The sequence below is a fragment of the Isoptericola sp. AK164 genome (assembly GCF_029643425.1).
GTDB classification, from domain to species: domain Bacteria; phylum Actinomycetota; class Actinomycetes; order Actinomycetales; family Cellulomonadaceae; genus Isoptericola; species Isoptericola haloaureus.
Genome location: NZ_CP119106.1, coordinates 1874846 through 1894955 on the forward strand (window position 1 = coordinate 1874846; position 20110 = coordinate 1894955).

Sequence of the window (20110 nt, forward strand, 5' to 3'; positions counted from 1 at the left end):
TGCTACCGCATGCCGACCGCCGCTCCGCGCCGCCGGCCCGCTCCCCCGATCCCCACCTCTCCGGCCATCCCCCTCCCCCGCCGAGATACCGACCCGTCGTCGACATACCGGCCCGTCGTCGAGATACCGACTCATCGCCGTCCGGCACGTCGATCCACCGGTACGTCGGCGACGGGTCGGTATCTCGGCGCAGGGTGGCCGGACCGGACCAGCACCCGTCGCACACGCTCGAGCAAGACCTCGCGGTCCTCCAGGTCGGCCCACGAGACCCTCAGCACGAGCCACCCGGCCTCACGCAGGGCGTCGTGCCGACGCTTCTCGTCGTAGACGGCCTGATCGGCACGCACCGTGCCCGACGCGGCGTACTTTCCCCTGCCGTCGAACTCGAACCCCACCTTCAGCTCCGGCCACCCGAGATCGACCCACCGGGTCCCCATCCACGTCGCCACGGGAACGGCCGCCTCGGGAGCCGCGAGCCCCTCGTCGGCCAGGATCCAGCGCAACCGTGACTCACCAGGGGACTCCACGCGCCCGTCGGCCACCGCCAGGGCGCGTCGCGCGGAGCGGATGCCCCGCGTGCCGGCCGACTCCGCCATGAGCGTCCCCACGACGTCCGGGTCAGCACCCAGGCGCATCGCGGAGTCGACGACGACGACCGCCTGCTCGCCGGGCAGCGCGCGGGCGCAGTCGACCGCGGTCCGCTCCAGCGTCGTCACGGGAACGCCGTCGAGGGTCGTCCGGTCCCGCGGAGACAGGGCGGTCCAGTGCCGGCGCAGCCCGACACTGCCCCGGCGCACGTCGGGAGGGCCCAGCTGGGTCACATGTGCCGTCGTGCCCAGGCGGTAGGTCCAGCAGCCCCAGAGCAGCGCCGCACTGGTGTGGCTCGCCCAGACCGGCGTGCGCAGACCCGCGAGCGCCGCCGCGAGCCGGACCAGGTGAGCGTGCTCACGCCGCACGGCCGGCGAGTCCGTCGCCGACAGGTCCGGCGGCGCGTAGATCCCGGGCCTGACCCGCACCAGGTCACCCCGGCGTCGTCGACGACGTGTCTCGGTCTCGCGCTCGCGGGTCGCGCGGTACACGGTCGGCAGGTCTCGACGTCGCGGGCGATCGCTCCCGGGACGCCCCGGCGGTGCAGAAGTCGTCATGCCCACCGAGCCTGGACCGGTCGTCGAGGGGTGCCAGGGCCTGCGCGCCGTTCCTGTGGACGGCGCGTGAGCGTCCACAGGGCGACGTCGAGGTCCGAGAGCCTGTCGCGCGCCGTCGAGGTACCGGTCCGTCGTCGAGATACCGGCTCATCGTCGTCCGGCACGTCGACCGGCCTGTACGTCGGCGACCGGGCGGTATCTCGGGGTACCAGGAGCCCGGGGGTACCAGGAGCCCGGGAGTCCGTCAGTCGGCGGAGTCGAGGATCTGCCGGATGCGGTCCAGCCGCTCGGACACCTGGCGCTCGAACCCGCGGTCGCTCGGCTCGTAGTAGCGCCGACCCGCGAGCTCCTCGGGCAGGTACCGCTGCGCGGCGACGCCGTGCGGCTCGTCGTGGGCGTACCGGTACCCGGTGCCGTGACCGAGCTTCTCCGCGCCGGCGTAGTGGGCGTCGCGCAGATGGGCGGGCACCACCCCGACCCGGCCGGCCGAGACGTCCGCGAGCGCCGCCCCGATCCCGGCATAGGCACGGTTGGACTTCGGGGCCGTGGCGAGGTGGACGACGGCCTCGGCGAGCACGATGCGTCCCTCGGGCATCCCGATGAGCTGGACGGCCTGTGCGGCCGCCACGGCGGTCTGCAGCGCCGACGGGTCGGCCATGCCGACGTCCTCCGCGGCGGAGATCACGAGGCGGCGCGCGATGAACCGCGGGTCCTCCCCCGCGGCCACCATGCGGGCCAGGTAGTGCAGGGCGGCGTCGACGTCGGAGCCGCGGATCGACTTGATGAAGGCGGAGACGACGTCGTAGTGCTGGTCGCCGTCGCGGTCGTAGCGCACGGCGGCGACGTCGACGGCCCGTTCGACGGTGTCGAGGTCGACGGTGACGGGCCCCTCGGGCGCGACCTCGTCGCGGGCGTCGCTGAGGGCTGCCCCGGCGGCGGCCTCGAGCACGGTCAGGGCCTTGCGCGCGTCGCCGCCGGCCATGCGCACGAGCTGGTCCTCGGCGTCGTCGGCGAGCGTGACGGCGCCGTCGAGCCCGCGCGCGTCGGCGAGGGCGCGGCGCACGAGACCGCGCACGTCCTCGCCCGTGAGCGGTCGCAGGGTCAGCAGCAGCGAACGGGACAGCAGCGGGGAGTTGACGGAGAACGACGGATTCTCGGTGGTGGCCGCCACGAGGGTGACCCACCGGTTCTCCACGCTGGGCAGCAGGGCGTCCTGCTGGGTCTTGGAGAACCGGTGCACCTCGTCGATGAACAGCACGGTCTCCTCGCCGCCGGTGGCCAGGCGACGGCGGGCGTCCTCGATGACCTGGCGGACGTCCTTGACGCCGGCGGTGACGGCGGACAGCTCGACGAACCGCCGCCCGGAGGTGGTGGCCACGAGGTAGGCCAGGGTCGTCTTGCCGACGCCGGGCGGGCCCCACAGGATCACGGATCCGGGGGCGGCTCGGCGGGCGGCGTCGTCGGCGGGCTCGACGAGCCGGCGCAGCGGGGAGCCGGGCACGAGCAGGTGCCCCTGGCCGGTCACCTCGTCGAGCGAGGCCGGGCGCATGCGCACGGCGAGCGGGGCGCCGGCCCCGCGGCGCGCGGTCACCGGCGTGCCGTGCTCACGGGTGGTCGCGGCGTTGAACAGGTCCATGCGGGCGAGCCTAGTTCGCGCGGCGGGGCGTCGCACACCTGTTCGACGCTGGTCGGGCCCGTGCGCCACGGCCGTCGGCGCGTCCCCGTGGTCACGACGCCGCGCAGGCGGGTGCCGCTGCTAGCCTGTCGCGGCGGTGCCCGGCCGGCGTTGACCGCTCGGGGGTGCCGGTCCTTCCTCCCCACTCCGGGACGACAGACAGGGGCGTGACCGTGACGCTGGACGCTTGGCTGACGCTGGCCGTGGTGCTCGGGGTGCTGGCCACCCTGGTGCGCGGGCGGGTCTCTCCCGCCGTGACCGTGTTCGCCGGCGCGGTGGCGGTCATGATCCTCGGCGTGGTGCCGGCGCAGGACGCCTTCTCCGGCTTCTCGAACCCGGCGCCGATCACGGTGGCGGCCCTGTACGTGCTGGCGGCCGGGATCGAGAAGACCGGCGCCCTGACGCCGGTGATGCAGAGCACGCTGGGTGAGAACGGCTCCTACCGACGTCCCCTGATCCGCACGCTCGCGCCGACGATGGCGGCCTCGGCGTTCCTCAACAACACGCCGATCGTGGCGATGCTGGTGCCGCAGGTGACCGCCTGGGCGAACCGTCGCCGGCTGGCCGTGTCCAAGATCCTCATGCCGGTGTCGTTCGCGGCGGTGCTCGGCGGGCTGCTGACGGTCATCGGCACGTCGACGAACCTGGTGGTCTCCGGCCAGATGTCGACGCTGGGCCTGGAGCCGATCGGGTTCTTCGAGATCGGCAAGGTGGGCCTGCCGATCGCGCTGGTGGGCTTCGTCGCGCTCATCGCCCTGTCGCCCGTGCTGCTGCCGGACCGGCGTTCGGCCCGGGCGGAGATGGAGCAGGAGGGCCGTCGGTTCTCCTTCGAGATGATCGTCGAGCCCGGCGGTCCGGTCGACGGGCGCACCGTCGAGCAGGCACGCCTGCGCGACCTGTCCGGGCTGTTCCTGGCGTCCGTGGACCGCGGCGACACCACGATCGCCCCGGTGCGGCCCGACACCGTGCTGCGCGGCGGCAACCGCCTGCACTTCGTCGGCCCGCTGGACCGGGTGGTCAAGCTGCAGGAGATGCGGGGGCTGCGCTCGGCGGAGATGGAGCACGTGCTCGACCTCGCCGAGCCGTCGGTGCGCTACTACGAGGCGGTCGTCGGGAGCCGCTCCCCGCTGGTGGGACACACGCTGAAGGACGTGGGCTTCCGCGCCACCTACCAGGCGGCGGTGCTCGCGATCCACCGGTCGGGCCAGCTCGTCGAGAGCCGGCTGGGCACCGAGCGCATCCGGCTGGGCGACACGCTCATCCTGGTCAGCGACCCCGACTTCCGCGAGCGGTGGCGCGACCGGGCCGACTTCCTGCTGGTGGCCGAGCTCGACGGCAGCCCGCCGTCGGCGACGTCGCGTGGCTGGGTCCCCGTGGGGCTGTTGGCGGCCGTGGTCGTCCTGGCCGCGACGGGGCTGGTGCCCATCCTGCACGGCTCGCTCGTGGCGGCGATCGCCCTGGTGGCCACGAAGGTGCTCTCGCCGCTCGAGGCCCGCCGGGCGATCGACGTCGAGGTGATCGTCGTCATCGCCTCGGCGTTCGGTCTGGCCGCGGCGATGGAGGCGTCGGGTCTCGCCCAGGTGGTGGCCGACGGGATGGTGGGCCTGTTCGGCGGGTTCGCACCCTACGGGGTGCTGCTGGGGCTGGTGCTGGCCACGGTGCTGCTCACCGAGCTGGTGACCAACAACGCGGCCGCCCTGCTGATGCTGCCGGTGGCGGTCAGCACCGCCGGGGCAGCAGGCCTCGACCCGCGCGGCGCGGCGATCGCCGTCGCCGTGGCGGCGTCGGCGTCGTTCCTGTCCCCCATCGGCTACCAGACCAACATGATGGTCTACGGCCCGGGCGGCTACCGGTTCACCGACTACGCCCGGCTGGGATGGATCCTGACGCTGGTGACGGTCGTGGCCACCGTCCTGCTGGTGCCGACCCTGTGGCCGGCACCAGCCTGACGTCGCCGCGGGGCGAAGGCCTCAGCCCTCGGCGCCCTCGGGCTCGGCGTCCACGCCGGCCTCCTGGCGCTGCTCGGCCGTGATCGGCGCCGGCGCGTCCGTCAGCGGGTCGTAGCCGCCGCCGGACTTGGGGAACGCGATGACGTCGCGGATCGACGGCGCCTTGGTCAGCAGCGCGACGATGCGGTCCCAGCCGAACGCGATGCCGCCGTGCGGCGGAGCGCCGAACTTGAAGGCGTCGAGCAGGAAGCCGAACTTCTCCTGCGCTTCCTCGTGACCGATGCCCATGACCTCGAAGATGCGCTCCTGGACGTCGCGGCGGTGGATACGGATGGAGCCGCCGCCGATCTCGTTGCCGTTGCAGACGATGTCGTAGGCGTAGGCCAGCGCGTTGCCCGGGTCGGACTCGAAGGAGTCGAGCCACTCCGGCTTCGGGGACGTGAAGGCGTGGTGCAGCGCGGTCCACGCCGAGGTCCCGAGATCCACGTCGTCGTCCTCGCCGGCGGGCTTGAACAGCGGGGCGTCCACGACCCAGACGAAGGACCAGGCGTCCTCGTCGATCTGGCCGGTGCGGTGGGCGATCTCCACGCGGGCCGCGCCGAGCAGGGCGCGCGAGTCCGTCGTCTTCCCTGCGGCGAAGAACACCGCGTCACCGGGCTGGGCACCGGTGACCTCCGCGAGGCCCTCGCGCTCGGTCTCGGACAGGTTCTTGGCGACCGGGCCGCCGAGCGTGCCGTCCTCGGCGAACGTGACGTAGGCCAGACCCTTGGCGCCGCGCTGCTTGGCCCAGTCCTGCCAGGCGTCGAACTGGCGCCGCGGCTGCGAGGCCCCGCCCGGCATGACGACCGCACCGACGTACTCGTTCTGGAAGACCCGGAACGTGGTGTCGGCGAAGTACTCGGTGAGCTCGACCAGCGGGTTGCCGTAGCGCAGGTCCGGCTTGTCCGTGCCGTACAGGCGCATCGCGTCCGCGAAGGTGATGCGCTCGAAGGGCCGCGGGAGCTCGACGTCGACGAGCTGCCAGATCTCGGCGAGCAGGTCCTCGGTCAGGGCGAGCACGTCGTCCTGGTCGACGAAGCTCATCTCGACGTCCAGCTGGGTGAACTCCGGCTGCCGGTCGGCGCGGAAGTCCTCGTCGCGGTAGCAGCGCGCGATCTGGTAGTAGCGCTCCAGGCCGCCGACCATGAGCAGCTGCTTGAACAGCTGCGGCGACTGCGGCAGGGCGTACCAGGAACCGGGCGACAGCCGCGCGGGCACCAGGAAGTCGCGCGCACCCTCGGGGGTGGAGCGGGTCAGCGTCGGGGTCTCGACCTCGACGAACTCGTGGGAGTCCAGCACCCGCCGGGCCGCGGCGTTGACCTTCGCGCGCAGCCGCATGGCGTGCGCGGGCGCGGGACGGCGCAGGTCCAGGTAGCGGTGCTTGAGACGCGCCTCCTCGCCGATGGTCTCGGTGTCCGCGATCGCGGTGGAGACCTGGAAGGGCAGCGCCTCGGAGGTGTTGAGCACCTCGACGTCGCTGGCGATGACCTCGATGTCGCCGGTGGCGAGGTTCGCGTTGGCGTTGCCCTCGGGGCGGCGGGAGACCTCACCGGTGACGCGCAGCACGAACTCGGCGCGCAGCGGGTGGGCGACCTCCTCGTCGCGGATGACGACCTGCGCGATGCCGGAGGCGTCACGCAGGTCGATGAAGGCCACTCCCCCGTGGTCCCGGCGACGATCGACCCAGCCCGTGAGGGTGACGGTCTGGCCGATGTGCTCGGCCCGCAATGAGCCGGCCGTGTGGGTGCGGAGCACGGAAGGTTCCTTTCGCACGATGTCGGGGATCACGCCGTCGGGTCCGCCGCCGGCGCGGGCGCACGCGACGCCCGTGACATCCTACTGGGGCACCGCCACCGCACCGCGAGGAGAGACTGATGGCCCGCCAGATTGCGACGAACACCACGGTGGAGCGCGACGAGCTCACGGAGTTCTTGCGCAGCCGCCACAACGGGGTCCTGGTGACCACCCGCGACGACGGGCGCCCCCAGCTCAGCCCCGTGACTTACGGCGTCGACCCGGACGGCCGGGTCGTCGTCTCGACCTACCCCGAGCGGGCCAAGGCCGTGAACCTGCGCAAGCGTCCGCAGGTGTCGTTCATGGCCCAGGGCGACGACTTCGGCGACGCCTGGGTGCAGGTCGACGGCACCGCGGAGGTGCTGGACATGCCCGAGTCGCTGGAGCCGCTGGTGGAGTACTTCCGGGCGGCCGCCGGCAAGGAGCACCCGGACTGGGACGAGTACCGCGAGGCGATGGCGAAGCAGGACAAGTCCGTGATCCGGATCACCGTCGAGCGCTGGGGCCCGATCGCGACGGGCGGGTTCCCGGCCCGGCTGGTCGAGGAGGGCTGACCGGCGCGCCGCGACGGTCAGAAGAGCGTCGCGGCGCTCCCGGGCTCCCCCGCCGGCGCGGCGGCGACCATCGACCCGGCGGGGTAGTCGGCGTCGCCGTGCGGGCGCAGGTCGTCGTCGTACCGGCCGGTCGCCCCGGAGGCGGCCCGGTGCCCGGAGTCGGCGAAGCCCCGTTCCTCCAGCAGGGGACGCACCCGCTGCCACAGCCAGTCCCGGTACCCGTCGTGCGCGTCGGCGCCGCGGGCGAAGACCCGGCGGTACCCCGCCACCCGCTCGGGGTGCTCCCGGGCGAGCCAGCGCAGGTACCAGTCGCGGGTCCCGGGCTTGAGCCGCAGCGGGACGACGGTCACCCCGGTCGCTCCGGCGTCGGCGATCGCGTCCAGCAGCCGCGTCAGGTGGTCCGTGGAGTCCGTCAGCCACGGCAGCACCGGGGCGACCATCACCCCGCACGGCAGTCCCGCGGCCCGGATCGCGCGCACCAGGTCCAGGCGCGCCTTGGGCGTCGGCGTGCCTGGCTCGACCGACTGCTGGAGCTCGACGTCGGCGAACGACAGCGACACGCCGAGGCCGACCTCGACCCGGTCGGCGGCGTCGGCGATCAGCGGCAGGTCGCGGCGCAGCAGCGTGCCCTTGGTGAGGATCGAGAACGGCGTGCGGGCGTCCGCGAGCGCCGTGATGATCCCCGGCATGAGCCGGTAGCGACCCTCGGCGCGCTGGTAGGGGTCGGTGTTGGTGCCCAGCGCGACGGGCTCGCGCCGCCACGAGGGCCTGGCGAGCTCGGCGCGCAGCACCTGGTCGACGTTCGTCTTGACCACGACCTGGGAGTCGAAGTCCTCCCCCGCGTCCAGGTCGAGGTACTCGTGCGTCGGCCTCGCAAAGCAGTTGTGAGCGACCACACCGTTGGCGACGAAGTCGCCCGTACCCGTCGTGATGTCGACCATCTCCTCGTCGAATCCACAGGCTTCGACCGTCACGACACCGAGGTCGACGGAGGTCTTCAGCGCCATACCTGTCACGGAGAGCTTACGGACGATCGCCGGACGGACGAGTTGGAAGAACCGCTCCCGCGCCGCGAGACCGCCTCGCACACGCACGCACGTCACGCCGTTCGGTCGTGGAGGCTCGAGCGTGTTGTCCAGGTCGAACCGCCGGAGGGCATCGGCTACCCGGGACAGGATCTCCTCGTCCTTGTTGGAGATCCTCAAGATCCCCCGGGAGCAGGAGCCCTCGGCGTCGAAGATCCCTGCCAGGAATCCCCTCGTCCACTCCGCACTCGGCACCGCCGGCCACTCGACCAGCCCTCTGATCGCATCGACGTCTGCCGTCCGTGCGGTGTGCAGTGCACTCATGGCGCGACGTGTCTCCGACGCGGCCACGAACGGACGACGCCTCGTCACGATCCCCTCGGTGGCGAGGTATCGAGCGGTCCGGTCGAGCCCTTCCCGGTCGGCCAGGGCGAGGCGGAACATGCACACGCGGGCACCGCCCCGCGATGTCCTCGGATAGGTCTTCTCGAAGATCATCCCGTCACGCCGGATCATCCCGGTGAGATAACCGCGCCGGTAGTCGGGCGACTCGGTACTCCCCGTGTCGGCCGCCGGGCGGCCGGTACCGAACCCCATCAACGAGTCGTTCGTCGTGAGGTACGGGCGCTGCTTGCCCGGTGGCCCGGCCGCGACGTGCTTCCATCCGCGACCACGCGCCAGGAACCGATGCTCGGCGCTCGCCACGATCTCGGTGCCGTCGCGCAGGATCACCCGGTAGGCGGGCTTCACCGACGTCCATCGAGCCAGGACCGTGGTCCCGACGAACCGTCGGTAGGTCCCCTGGCGGCGCGTGCCGACGATCCGGTCACCGACCGAGACCTGGCTGATCGGTTTCTGCGTGCCGTCTGCCATCAGGACCAGCGTGGACGGAGAGACGCAGTAGGCGCAGGCATGAGAGCAGCCACGGTAGGGGTTGATCGTCCACCGGAACGGCATGCGCGAGGCGGCCGGCACCTTGGACAACGCGCTCTTGGCCATCACCTCGTGGAAGGTGATGCCGGCGAACTCCGGGGTGCGCGTGCTGCGCACGAGGCCGAGCCGGGCCAGCCCCGGGCGCTCCAGACCGGGCAGCGCGCCGTCGTCGGCGGTCGTCGCCTGCCCGTCCCATCGCACCCCCGTAGTCGAACACGTGTTCGATGAGGGGTCAAGGGCGTCGGGTCACGCGGCGTGCCGGGACCTCACTCCCCCGGCACGACGCGGGGGTGCAGGTCCTCGGCGGACGGCGACCAGGTCGCGGGGTCCGCGGCCGACTGCTCGCCGGTGCGGATGTCCTTGACCTGGTGCTCCTCGCCCGGGAACCACACGAACGGGATGCCGCGGCGGTCGGCGACCTTGATCTGCTTGCCGAACTTCGCCGCGGTGGGTGCCACGTCCGTCGGCACGCCCCGGGACCGCAGCGCGGCGGCGACGGCGTCCGAGGCGGCCCGCGAGTCCTCGTCGGTGACGGCGACCAGCACCGCGGTCGGCACACCCCGGGTCGCGGTCATCAGGCCAGCTGAGAGCACCCGCGAGACCAGGCGCGAGACGCCGACGGACAGCCCGACGCCGGGATAGGTGTTCTTGCCGTCCGAGGCGAGGGTGTCGTAGCGGCCCCCGGAGCAGATCGAGCCGAGCTGCTCGTGCCCGACCAGGACGGTCTCGTAGACGGAGCCGGTGTAGTAGTCGAGCCCGCGGGCGATCTTGAGGTCGGCGACCACGACGCCGGGTGCGCGGGCACCCGCCGCCTCGATCAGCGCGCCGAGCTCCGCCAGGCCGGTCTCGAGCAGGTCCGTGCCGGCGTCGTAGCGCGCGGCGAGCTTGCGCACGTCGTCGACCACGGTGGTGTCGCTGCCGTGGATCGCGGCCAGGTCGAGGCAGGCCGCGGCCTGCTCGGGCGTGGCGCCCTGCTCGGCGACGAGCAGCGCGGCGACCTTCTCCACGCCGATCTTGTCGAGCTTGTCGATCTGGCGCAGCACGCCCTCGACGTCGGTCAGGCCCAGCCCGCGGTAGAAGCCCTCGGCGACCTTGCGGTTGTTGACCAGCACGCGCACCTCGGGCAGGCCCACCTCGCGCAGCGCGCCCAGGGCCTCGGCCATGACCAGCGGCAGCTCGACCTCGTAGTGGTACGGCAGGTCGCCGGCGCCGACGACGTCGATGTCGGCCTGGACGAACTCCCGGAACCGGCCCTCCTGGGGCCGCTCGCCGCGCCAGACCTTCTGGATCTGGTAGCGCTTGAACGGAAACGCGAGACGGCCGGCGTTCTCCAGCACGTACCGCGCGAAGGGCACCGTGAGGTCGAAGTGCAGCCCGAGCTGCTTCTCGGAGCGCGCGCCGCCGTCGCCCGCCGCGGCGTCGTCACCCTCCTCCTGCAGCCGCCGCAGGACGTAGACCTCCTTGGACGTCTCGCCCTTGCGCAGCAGCTGGTCGAGCGGCTCGACCGCGCGCGTCTCGATGCCGGCGAACCCGTGCAGCTCGAAGGTGCGACGCAGCACGTCCAGGACGTGCTGCTCCACCACGCGACCGTCGGGGAGCCATTCGGGGAAACCGGAGAGAGGGGTGACGCGAGCCATGGGGACGATCTTCCCACGACCCCGGACCGGGGCGCGGACCCGTCCGGGCCCCGGTCAGGCCGGCAGGAACGGGTTGGTGGCGAGCTCGCGCCCGACCGTGGTCGTCGGGCCGTGGCCCGGCACGACGCCGAGGGCCGGGTCGAGCGGCCGCACGACCTGGCGCAACGTGGTCAGCATCGCCTCGACGTCGGCGCCCGGCAGGTCGGTGCGCCCCACCCCGCCGGCGAAGAGCACGTCCCCGCTGAGCAGGACGCCGGCGCCGCCGTCGGACCCGTCGACGAGGTAGAGGGTCGAGCCCTCGGTGTGGCCCGGGGCGTGCCGGGCGTGCAGGGTGACGTCACCGGCGACGACCTCGGCCGTGGGCCCCTCGAACGGCTCGATCCGCTCGGGGGCGGCGTAGTCGCGCGGCGTGCACCCGAAACCGTCGAGCGCTTGCACCAGCGCGTCGCTGACGCTGGTCGCGGCGGCCGAGCCGCCGCCGCGGCCGATCGTGCCGAAGGGGTCGGCGATCCGGTAGACGTCGGCGGCGTGCAGGCGCAGCGGGACGTCGAAGCGGCGGCACAGCTCGGCGGCGTCCCACGTGTGGTCGACGTGCCCGTGGGTGGCCAGCACGGCCCGTGGCAGCAGGGACCGTTCGGCCACCAGCTCCGTGACGGGGCCCGCGGTCCCGGCCCCGGCGTCGACCACGACGCAGTCGCGCCGGCCGTCGGGGTGCGCGGTGTCGGCCACGACCACGCAGCAGTTGGTGCCGAACACCGGGGCGACGACCACATGCACGTCCATGGCGCCCACCGTAGTGGTCCGGATCCGGCCGCGGCGGGCCCGACGTGCCCGGATGCCGGGGTTCGTGCGGATGACACCGGTCTCGCGCCCTAGACTGTCGCAGGCGCACGAGTGTCGTGCGCCCAGGATCCGAGGAGGACGACCGACGGTGGCGCCCAGCAAGCGCGAGCGCGAGTACGCCCGCAAGCGCGAGGCCAAGTGGGACGAGCGGCGACGCGCCAAGCAGGAGCGCCGCCGCCGGATCGGCGTGATCGTGGCGATCGTGGCGATCTTCGGCCTCGTCGCCGGTGGCGCCCTCGTCGCGGGCCTGACCTCCTCCGACGACCCCGCGCCGGCGTCCGGCGCGCAGGACGAGCAGGCGGCCGCCGGTGCGTGCCCGCCCGGCGCGACCGAGGCGCGCGACGGCGGCGAGGTGCCCGACCCCGCGGTGGCCGAGGACCGCGCCTGGACCGCGTCGGTCGACCTCTGCGTCGACGGGGCCACCGAGACCGTCGGGCTCGAGCTGGTCGGCGCCGAGGCACCGCAGGCGGTGGCGAGCTTCGTGTCCCTGGCCCAGCAGGGCTACTTCGACGGCACGCAGTGCCACCGGCTGACCACGCAGGGCATCCACGTCCTGCAGTGCGGCGACCCGACCGCCACCGGCACCGGCGGCCCCGGCTACTCGTTCGGGCCGGTGGAGAACGCCCCCGCCGACGACGTCTACCCTGCCGGCACGCTGGCCATGGCCCGTCGGGGCGGCGACGCCGCGTCGATGGGCTCGCAGTTCTTCCTCGTCTACGAGGACTCGACCATCCCGTCCGACGCAGCAGGCGGGTACACGGTGTTCGGCACCGTGACGTCCGGCCTGGACACGATTCAGGCAGTCGCTGACGCGGGCACGGCCGACGGAGCCGGCGACGGCTCCCCGGCGAGCCCCGTCATCATCGAAGGAGTGGAGACCCAGTGAGCGAGAGCACCCCCGGCTCGACCGGCCCCGAGGACGTCGAGGCCACCGAGCAGGCACAGGCCGAAACTCCTGGCGCCGGGACCGAGGAGTCCGCGACCCCGCCGCCCGCACCCGCCCCGGCGGCGCCCGCGCCGAAGCCGTCGGCCCCCAAGCCGGCCCCGCCGCGCCCGGGCGCGCCCAAGCCCTCGGCGCTCAAGCGGCCGACGCCGGCCACGGCGCCGACGCCCACGGCTCCGGCCGCGCCCGTCCCGCCCGTCCACGACGCGGCGGAGTCCGCGGCGGCCGCCGAGTTCGGCCGCGTGGACGACGACGGCACCGTGCACGTGCGCGACGGCGACACCGAGCGCGTCGTGGGCCAGTACCCGGGCGTGTCCACCGAGGAGGCGCTGACCCTGTACGTGCGGCGCTACCTGGACCTCGTGGCGAAGGTGGCCCTGTTCGAGACGCGCCTGGACAGCGCGGACCTGTCGATCCGCGAGATCGACCAGACGCTGGGCAAGCTGGCCGACGAGACCACCGAGCCGGCCGCCGTCGGCGACCTCGACGCCCTGCGCCGCCGCGTGGAGCACGCGCGCACCCGGGCGGCCGAGCGCCGTGCCGCGCTCGAGGCCGAGCGCGTCGCCGCCAAGGAGCGCGCGGTCGAGGCCCGCACCGAGATCGTCGAGGCCGCGGAGAAGATCGCCGGCACCGACCCGGACAAGATGCAGTGGCGTCCCGCCGGGGAGGAGCTGCGCCACCTGCTCGAGCGCTGGAAGGAGTCCCAGCGCAACGGGCCGCGCGTCGACCGCCCGACCGAGGAGGCCCTCTGGAAGCGGTTCAGCCAGGCGCGCACCGCCTTCGACCGCGAGCGCCGGCACTTCTTCGCCGAGCTGGAGCAGCGCAACGCCGCGGCCAAGGTCACCAAGGAGAAGATCGTCGCCGAGGCCGAGGCCCTGCAGCACTCCACGGAGTGGGGGCCCACGACGCGGGAGTACCGCGAGCTGATGAACCGCTGGAAGGCGGCGGGCCGGGCGCACCGCAAGGACGACGACGCCCTGTGGGCGCGGTTCCGGGCGGCGCAGGACGTGTTCTTCGGCGCGCGGGACGAGGCGAACGCGGCGATCGACGCGGAGTACGGCGAGAACCTCCAGGTCAAGGAGGCGCTCCTCGCCGAGGCGGAGGCGCTGCTGCCCGTACGGGACATCGACGCCGCCAAGGAGGCGCTGCGCGGGATCCAGGACCGTTGGGAGGAGGCCGGCAAGGTGCCGCGGGGCGACCTGTCGCGCGTCGAGGGGCGCCTGCGTGCGGTCGAGAGCGCGGTCCGCGACGCCGAGGACGACAAGTGGCGCCGCACGAACCCCGAGACGCAGGCGCGTGCCGAGGGCGCGGCCGCCCAGCTCGAGGAGGCGATCACGGCCATGGAGTCCGAGCTCGCCGACGCCGAGTCCTCCGGCGACACGCGGTCCGCCGAGGAGCTGCGTGGCGCCATCGCGGCGCGCCGGGCGTGGCTGGAGCAGGTCGTCAAGGCGGCGGAGGACTCCCGCGGCTGACGGCACGGCCTGTGGACGCCCGCGGGTGTCCACAGGCCCTGCCGTCCGGACCGTCGTGCGCGGCAGCCGGCTCCTAGGGTCGCCGGCGGAGGACGTCCCCACGACGCCGGAGGTGATCGGGTGCCCGCTGCCGCCACGACGGCTGCGCGACCGCTGCGCGAGCTGCTGCACGGTCCCGGCGGGGACGTCACGGTCGTGCGTCCGGCGGACGTGGGCGGCGCCGCCGCCTGGCAGACCCTGGTGCGCGAGGGCGTGCTGCGGGTGCTGCGCGGCGAGGCCGCCTGCCCCGCGGACCGGGTCGTCGACGCCGGGCTGCGCGGCGCGGTGCTCGCCGCCGACGTCCCGCACGGCGCCGTGGTCACGGCCCGCACGGCCACCTGGGTCCGCACCGGCTGCGGCCGCCCGGACCCCCTCGACCTGACCTACCCGGCGGGCCGCCACCGGCCCGACCGGCCGCCCGGCGCCCGGTTGTGGCAGGCCCGCCTGCTGGGCCCGGACGTCCGCGACGTGGGCGGCGTGCCCGTGACCACGACGCAGCGCACGCTGGTCGAGCTGGTGCTGCACGGCACCGATCCCGCCGCGACGGTGGACCTGGCCGTCGCCCTGCTGCGGGCCGGCGCGCGGGTCGAGGAGGCGCACGGCAGCATCTCGGCCCGGACCCGCGTGGCCGCCCGCGCTCGCGCCCACGACCTGCTCGACGCGGCCGCCGCGGTCCTGGACCCCGACGGCGCCCGCGCACCGGCGGACTGCCCGGCGTAGGTTGACCCCATGCCTTCCGCGCGAGCAGTCGAGGTCGACGCCGCCGGGCGCTCCGTGCGGGTGTCCAGCCCGGACCGGGTCGTGTTCGCCGACCTGGGGGTCACGAAGCTGGAGGTGGTCGAGTACTTCCTCGCCGTCGGCGACGGCATCCTCGGTGCCCTGCTGGACCGTCCCACGACGCTCGAACGCTGGCCCAAGGGCTACTCCCCCGACGCCGTGATGGCCACCCGCACGGACTCCCACGGCGACGCCTTCTACCAGAAGCGGGTCCCGAAGGGAGCACCCGACTACGTGCGCACGGCGCGGATCGCGTTCCCGTCGGGGCGCAGCGCGGACGAGGTCGCCCCGAGCGAGCTCGCCGTGGTCGCCTGGGCCGCCCAGCTGGGCACGCTGACCTTCCACCCCTGGCCCGTGCGCCGCGACGACGTCGAGCAGGTGGACCAGCTGCGCATCGACCTCGACCCGCAGCCCGGCACGGACTACGCCGACGCGGCCCGGGTGTCGCTGACGCTGCGCGAGGTCCTCGGCGAGCTCGACCTGGTCGGTTACCCGAAGACCTCCGGCGGACGGGGCCTGCACGTGTTCGTCCCGGTCGCACCACGGTGGAGCTTCGTCCAGGCGCGGCGGGCGACCATCGCGATCGGCCGCGAGCTGGAGCGTCGGCTGCCCGGGACGGTCACCACCCGCTGGTGGAAGGAGGAGCGCGGCGAGCGGATCTTCGTCGACTACAACCAGATGGCACGCGACCGCACGATGGCGTCGGCCTACTCCCTGCGACCCAACCCGCGCGCGACGGTCTCCACGCCGCTGGACTGGGACGAGGTGACCGAGGTGCACCCGGACGACTTCACGCTGCGCACGGTGCCGGACCGGTTCGCCGAGCGCGGCGACCTGCACGCGGCGCTGCGCGCCGACCGCGACCCGGATCTCGACTGCTCGCTCCAGGCCGCGCTGGACCTGGCCCGGCGCGACGAGGAGGAGCACGGGCTGGGCGACCTGCCGTACCCGCCGGAGTACCCGAAGCAGCCCGGTGAGCCCAAGCGGGTCCAACCCTCGCGGGACACCGACCGTCCCCGGGCGACGGACGGCTGAGCCCTCGCGCCGGGCGACCGGTGCCGCTCAGGCCCGCTCGTACCGCAGCAGCACGGTCCCGTTGTCGAACCGGCGCGTCTCGGCGAGCTCCAGGGCCAGGTCCATGCCCGCGGGCAGGGCGCGCAGACCGCCGCCCAGGGCGCGCGGCGCCACGAACAGCTGCAGCACGTCGACCATGCCGGACCGCAACGCGTCGGCGGCCGTCGTCGGCCCGGAGACCTCGACCGTCCCGTCGGCGTCGGCGACGATCTGGGCCAGCCGCCGGGTCGTCAGGCGGGGCTCCACCGTGGTCCGGGGGGCGTCGACGCCCGTGGCCGCCAGCCGGTCGGAGCAGACGATCTTGTCCGCCGCGGCCCAGATCGCGGCGTAGTCGTCCTCGACCGCGCTCCGCCCGGCGGGCCAGGTGTCCCACACCCGCATCGTGCCGAACATGCGGCGGCCCATGACGTAGGTGCCCACGTCACGCAGCCGGTCGTTGAAGAAGGCGTGCAGCTCGTCGCTCGGGGCCGTCCAGTCGATGCTGCCGTCGGCGTCGGCCACGAACCCGTCGATCGAGCAGGTCGTCGAGTACAGAAGTGTTCCCATGGACGGACGGACCCTCCCGGGAGCCAGGACTCATCGGTCCTCGACGCCGGGAGCGCCCGGCAGGATCTCCGCCAGGTCGTAGCCGACCGGTTCGACGAGCTGGTCGTAGGTGCACGACGCCGGCTCGCGGTCGGGGCGCCACCGCTTGAACTGGGCCGTGTGGCGGAACCGGGCGCCCTCCATGTGGTCGTAGCCGACCTCGAGGACCCGCTCGACGCGCAGCGGGGTGAACGACAGGTCCTTGCCCGCGCTCCAACGCGACTGCGCACCGGGCCGCCGCTCCCCCGCGCTGCCGTCCGCCACCGCGGGGTCCTGCCAGTCGGCCCAGGGGTGCGCCGCGGCCTCCGGGCTGCCGGGGACGACCTGCAGCGGGGCGAGCTCGTCGTACAGCGTGGCGCGCCGGGCCGCCGGGAAGGAGGCGGCGACCCCGACGAACTGCAGCGAGGGGCCGACGTCGTCACCGTCGGCCGCGCGGTACAGCCCGAGCAGCAGCGACCCCACCAGGGGGCGGTCCGGGGTCGAGGTCTTGTGCTCGCGCAGCCCGGCGAGGACGATGTCGGCCGTGCGCGCGTGCTTGATCTTGAGCCAGCCGCGCTTGTTCGGCTCGTAGACCCCGTCGGCGGTCTTGGCCACCACACCGTCCAGGCCGGCGCCCTCGAACGCGGCGAACCACTCGCGCGCGGTCCCGGCGTCGGCCGTGCGCGGGGTGGCGTGCACCTGGGGCCCGGAGAGGCCGAGCCCGTCCAGCCGGGCCAGCCGCTCGGTCAGCGGTCGGGAGGTCAGGTCCTCGCCGTCGAGCGCCAGCAGGTCGAAGACGACGAGGCTGGCCGGCACCTCGCCGGCGAGCATCTCGACCCGCGAGGCCGCCGGGTGGATGCGCTGGCTCAGCGTGTCGAAGTCGAGGTGGGCGGCGTCGCGGTCGCGGTCCGGGGGACGGGCCACGACGATCTCCGCGTCGACCACGCACCGGGTCGGCAGGGCGTCCAGCACGGCCTCGACGAGCTCGGGGAAGTAGCGCTGCATCGGGCGGGCGTTGCGCGAGTCGATGCGGACCTCGGCGCCGTCGCGGTAGACGATCGCACGGAAGCCGTCCCACTTGGGTTCGTAGACCCAGCCGGCACCGTCGTCGGGCTGGTCGGGCACCGAGGCGACCGACCGGGCCAGCATGGGCCGGACCGGCGGGCTGAGCGGCAGATCCATGCTGGCGAACCTACGCCGACACGGGCCGTCGTGCCCGGTCGGGCCGGTCGGGTCGCGTGTCGACCGGTCGGACGGCGACCGGTCAGGCGTCGACCGGGGCCTCCGGTGCGGTGGACCCGACCTCGTCGGCCTTCGTGCCCGTGATGCGGTAGACGTCGAAGACGCCGTCGATCTTGCGGGCGGCGGCCAGCACCTGCTGCAGGTGCGCGGGCTCGGCCATCTCGAAGACGAACCGCGAGATGGCGATGCGGTCGGTCGAGGTCGACACGGTCGCCGACAGGATGTTGACGTGGTGGTCGGACAGCACCCGCGTGACGTCCGACAGCAGCCGCGACCGGTCCAGCGCCTCGACCTGGATCTGGACCAGGAACATCGTGTTCGCCCCCGTGGTCCAGGAGACGTCCACGATGCGCTCGGGCTGCTCGCGCAGCTGGGCGAGGTTCGCGCAGTCGGACCGGTGCACGCTCACACCGGCCCCGCGGGTGACGAACCCGACGATGTCGTCGCCGGGCACGGGCGTGCAGCACTTGGCGAGCTTGACCCAGATGTCGTCCATGCCCTTGACGGCCACCCCGGGGTCCCCGGTGGAGCGCGACCGCCGCACGGCCTGGCCGGGCCGGGCGACCTCGGCGGTGTCCTCGGCCGTGCCGTCCTCGCCACCGAGGGACTTCACGAGCGTCTCGACGACGTGCTGGGCGGAGACGTTGTTCTCCCCCACCGCGGCGTACAGCGCGGAGACGTCGTCGTAGCGCAGCTCGTTGGCCAGCCCCACGAGCGCCTCGTGGCTCAGCAGCCGCTGGATCGGCAGGTTCTGCTTGCGCATCGCCCGCGTGATCGCGTCCTTGCCGCGCTCGATCGCCTCGTCGCGGCGCTCCTTGGTGAACCACTGCCGGATCTTGTTGCGCGCCCGGCCGGACTTCACGAAGTTCAGCCAGTCGTGCGACGGGCCGGCGGTCTCGGCCTTGGAGGTGAGCACCTCGACGACGTCACCGTTCTGCAGCGGCGAGTCGAGCGGGACGAGCCGGCCGTTGACCCGCGCGCCCATGGTGCGGTGTCCGACCTCGGTGTGCACCGAGTAGGCGAAGTCGACGGGGGTGGCCCCGGCCGGCAGCGCCATGACCTCGCCCTTGGGCGTGAACACGTAGACCTCGGCCGCGCCGATCTCGTAGCGGAGCGAGTCGAGGAACTCCCCCGGGTCGGCGGTCTCGCGCTGCCAGTCCACGAGCTGGCGCAGCCAGGTCATGTCGTTGGCCCGCGGGTCCTCCGACCCGCCCTTGCCGGCGCGGGCCGTCTCCTTGTACTTCCAGTGCGCGGCGACGCCGTACTCGGCACGGCGGTGCATGTCGTGCGTGCGGATCTGGATCTCGACCGGCTTGCCGCCGGGGCCCACGACCGTCGTGTGCAGCGACTGGTACATGTTGAACTTCGGCATCGCGATGTAGTCCTTGAACCGGCCGGGCACCGGGTTCCACCGCGCGTGCAGCGCACCGAGCGCCGCGTAGCAGTCGCGTACCGAGTCCACCAGGACGCGGCTACCGACCAGGTCGTAGATCTCCGTGAAGTCGTGGCCGCGCACGATCATCTTCTGGTAGATCGAGTAGTAGTGCTTCGGACGTCCGGTCACCGTGGCCCGGATCTTCGCCCCGCGCAGGTCCGCCGCGATCTGCTCGCGCACCACGCCGAGGTACTCCTCGCGGGCCGGCGCGCGCTCGGCGACCAGGTGCACGATCTCGTCGTACACCTTGGGGTACAGGGTCTGGAAGGACAGGTCCTCCAGCTCCCACTTGATCGTGTTCATGCCCAGGCGGTGCGCCAGCGGGGCGTAGATCTCCAGCGTCTCGCGCGCCTTGCGGGACGCCGACGACCCCGAGACGTACTTCCAGGTGCGCGCGTTGTGCAGCCGGTCGGCGAGCTTGATGACCAGCACGCGGATGTCCTTGGCCATGGCCACGACCATCTTGCGCACGGTCTCGGCCTGGGCAGCGTCGCCGTAGGTGACCTTGTCGAGCTTGGTGACGCCGTCGACGAGCATCGCGATCTCGCCGCCGAAGTCGCGCGTCAGGTCGTCGAGGGAGTACTCGGTGTCCTCGACGGTGTCGTGCAGCAGCGCGGCGGCCAGCGTCGCGCCGTCGAACCCGAGCTCGGCCAGGATCGTGGCGACCGCGACGGGGTGGGTGATGTAGGGGTCGCCCGACTTGCGCTGCTGACCGCGGTGCGCCTTCTCCGCGATGCCGTAGGCACGCTCCAGGACGCTCAGGTCGCTCTTGGGGTGGTTGGTGCGCACCGCCTGCAGCAGCGGTTCGAGGGCGGGAGTCGACGGCGTCGCGCCGCGCACGCCGAGGCGGACGAGCCGGTTGCGCACGCCCCTGCCGGCGCCGTTGGACGCGGGCCGTGGCGCCTCGTCCGCGGACCGGACCTGCGTGTCGTCGCTCACGAGCACCTCCTTCGCCCATCGTCGCCGGGGT

15 protein-coding genes are annotated in these 20110 nt (G+C 73.5%); 6 read left to right on the forward strand and 9 right to left on the reverse strand.

Annotated elements, in window-relative coordinates:
- Window positions 1-131: 131 nt before the first annotated feature.
- Both PO879_RS08685 and PO879_RS08690 read right to left on the reverse strand, forming a co-directional pair.
- Window positions 132-1145, reverse strand: a complete 1014-nt coding sequence (locus tag PO879_RS08685; protein WP_278234518.1) for a hypothetical protein — start codon at window positions 1143-1145, stop codon at window positions 132-134.
- A gap of 244 nt (window positions 1146-1389) precedes the next feature.
- A complete protein-coding gene (locus PO879_RS08690) occupies window positions 1390-2781 on the reverse strand; it encodes a replication-associated recombination protein A (RefSeq protein WP_278234519.1) in 1392 nt (463 codons plus the stop codon).
- A gap of 206 nt (window positions 2782-2987) precedes the next feature.
- Here PO879_RS08690 and PO879_RS08695 point away from each other — a divergent pair, with 206 nt between their 5' ends.
- Entirely contained in the window at window positions 2988-4769 is a 1782-nt protein-coding gene (locus PO879_RS08695) for an SLC13 family permease (RefSeq protein ID WP_278234520.1), read from the forward strand.
- 21 nt (window positions 4770-4790) lie between these two features.
- Here the strand turns inward: PO879_RS08695 and aspS are convergent, their stop codons facing one another.
- Complete coding sequence (gene aspS, locus PO879_RS08700) at window positions 4791-6563, reverse strand: aspartate--tRNA ligase (RefSeq protein WP_278234521.1); 1773 nt, start codon at window positions 6561-6563, stop codon at window positions 4791-4793.
- 119 nt (window positions 6564-6682) lie between these two features.
- Between aspS and PO879_RS08705 the strand changes: the two genes are divergently transcribed.
- Window positions 6683-7156 (forward strand): PPOX class F420-dependent oxidoreductase, encoded by a 474-nt coding sequence (locus PO879_RS08705; RefSeq protein WP_278234522.1) that lies wholly within the window; start codon window positions 6683-6685, stop codon window positions 7154-7156.
- 17 nt (window positions 7157-7173) lie between these two features.
- On the opposite strand, the gene PO879_RS08710 is transcribed toward PO879_RS08705, so the two are convergent.
- The 3 genes from PO879_RS08710 to PO879_RS08720 form a co-directional block, all read right to left on the reverse strand.
- Complete coding sequence (locus PO879_RS08710) at window positions 7174-9273, reverse strand: intein-containing Rv2578c family radical SAM protein (RefSeq protein ID WP_278237492.1); 2100 nt, start codon at window positions 9271-9273, stop codon at window positions 7174-7176.
- A gap of 107 nt (window positions 9274-9380) precedes the next feature.
- Window positions 9381-10751, reverse strand: a complete 1371-nt coding sequence (gene hisS, locus PO879_RS08715) for a histidine--tRNA ligase (RefSeq protein WP_278234523.1) — start codon at window positions 10749-10751, stop codon at window positions 9381-9383.
- 54 nt (window positions 10752-10805) lie between these two features.
- Window positions 10806-11534 carry an MBL fold metallo-hydrolase gene (locus PO879_RS08720; RefSeq protein ID WP_278234524.1) on the reverse strand — a complete coding sequence of 243 codons (729 nt, stop codon included), beginning with the start codon at window positions 11532-11534 and terminating at the stop codon, window positions 10806-10808.
- A gap of 148 nt (window positions 11535-11682) precedes the next feature.
- Here PO879_RS08720 and PO879_RS08725 point away from each other — a divergent pair, with 148 nt between their 5' ends.
- The 4 genes from PO879_RS08725 (at window position 11683) to PO879_RS08740 (ending at window position 15860) form a co-directional block, all read left to right on the forward strand.
- Window positions 11683-12480 carry a peptidylprolyl isomerase gene (locus tag PO879_RS08725; RefSeq protein WP_278234525.1) on the forward strand — a complete coding sequence of 266 codons (798 nt, stop codon included), beginning with the start codon at window positions 11683-11685 and terminating at the stop codon, window positions 12478-12480.
- Entirely contained in the window at window positions 12477-14009 is a 1533-nt protein-coding gene (locus PO879_RS08730; protein ID WP_278234526.1) for a DUF349 domain-containing protein, read from the forward strand. The genes PO879_RS08725 and PO879_RS08730 overlap by 4 nt, the downstream gene beginning before the upstream one ends.
- A gap of 120 nt (window positions 14010-14129) precedes the next feature.
- Window positions 14130-14768: a hypothetical protein gene (locus tag PO879_RS08735; protein ID WP_278234527.1), complete on the forward strand. Its 639-nt coding sequence runs from the start codon at window positions 14130-14132 to the stop codon at window positions 14766-14768.
- A 9-nt stretch (window positions 14769-14777) separates the two neighbouring features.
- Complete coding sequence (locus PO879_RS08740; RefSeq protein WP_278234528.1) at window positions 14778-15860, forward strand: DNA polymerase domain-containing protein; 1083 nt, start codon at window positions 14778-14780, stop codon at window positions 15858-15860.
- 27 nt (window positions 15861-15887) lie between these two features.
- Here PO879_RS08740 and PO879_RS08745 read toward each other — a convergent pair whose 3' ends face one another.
- From PO879_RS08745 to PO879_RS08755, 3 genes are all read right to left on the reverse strand, one after another.
- A complete protein-coding gene (locus PO879_RS08745; protein WP_278234529.1) occupies window positions 15888-16445 on the reverse strand; it encodes a dihydrofolate reductase family protein in 558 nt (185 codons plus the stop codon).
- Window positions 16446-16475: 30 nt separating this feature from the next.
- Window positions 16476-17645 (reverse strand): ATP-dependent DNA ligase, encoded by a 1170-nt coding sequence (locus tag PO879_RS08750; RefSeq protein ID WP_278234530.1) that lies wholly within the window; start codon window positions 17643-17645, stop codon window positions 16476-16478.
- A gap of 82 nt (window positions 17646-17727) precedes the next feature.
- Window positions 17728-20079 carry a bifunctional (p)ppGpp synthetase/guanosine-3',5'-bis(diphosphate) 3'-pyrophosphohydrolase gene (locus PO879_RS08755; RefSeq protein WP_278234531.1) on the reverse strand — a complete coding sequence of 784 codons (2352 nt, stop codon included), beginning with the start codon at window positions 20077-20079 and terminating at the stop codon, window positions 17728-17730.
- Between the last annotated feature and the right edge of the window lie 31 nt (window positions 20080-20110).

Excerpts from the sequence above, each read along its gene's own strand:
- PO879_RS08685 (WP_278234518.1), bottom strand. The coding sequence starts at position 1,145 with ATGACGACTTCTGCACCGCCGGGGCGTCCCGGGAGCGATCGCCCGCGA.
- PO879_RS08690 (WP_278234519.1), bottom strand. The coding sequence starts at position 2,781 with ATGGACCTGTTCAACGCCGCGACCACCCGTGAGCACGGCACGCCGGTG.
- PO879_RS08705 (WP_278234522.1), top strand. The coding sequence starts at position 6,683 with ATGGCCCGCCAGATTGCGACGAACACCACGGTGGAGCGCGACGAGCTC.
- hisS (WP_278234523.1), bottom strand. The coding sequence starts at position 10,751 with ATGGCTCGCGTCACCCCTCTCTCCGGTTTCCCCGAATGGCTCCCCGAC.
- PO879_RS08720 (WP_278234524.1), bottom strand. The coding sequence starts at position 11,534 with ATGGACGTGCATGTGGTCGTCGCCCCGGTGTTCGGCACCAACTGCTGC.
- PO879_RS08740 (WP_278234528.1), top strand. The coding sequence starts at position 14,778 with ATGCCTTCCGCGCGAGCAGTCGAGGTCGACGCCGCCGGGCGCTCCGTG.
- PO879_RS08745 (WP_278234529.1), bottom strand. The coding sequence starts at position 16,445 with ATGGGAACACTTCTGTACTCGACGACCTGCTCGATCGACGGGTTCGTG.
- PO879_RS08750 (WP_278234530.1), bottom strand. The coding sequence starts at position 17,645 with ATGGATCTGCCGCTCAGCCCGCCGGTCCGGCCCATGCTGGCCCGGTCG.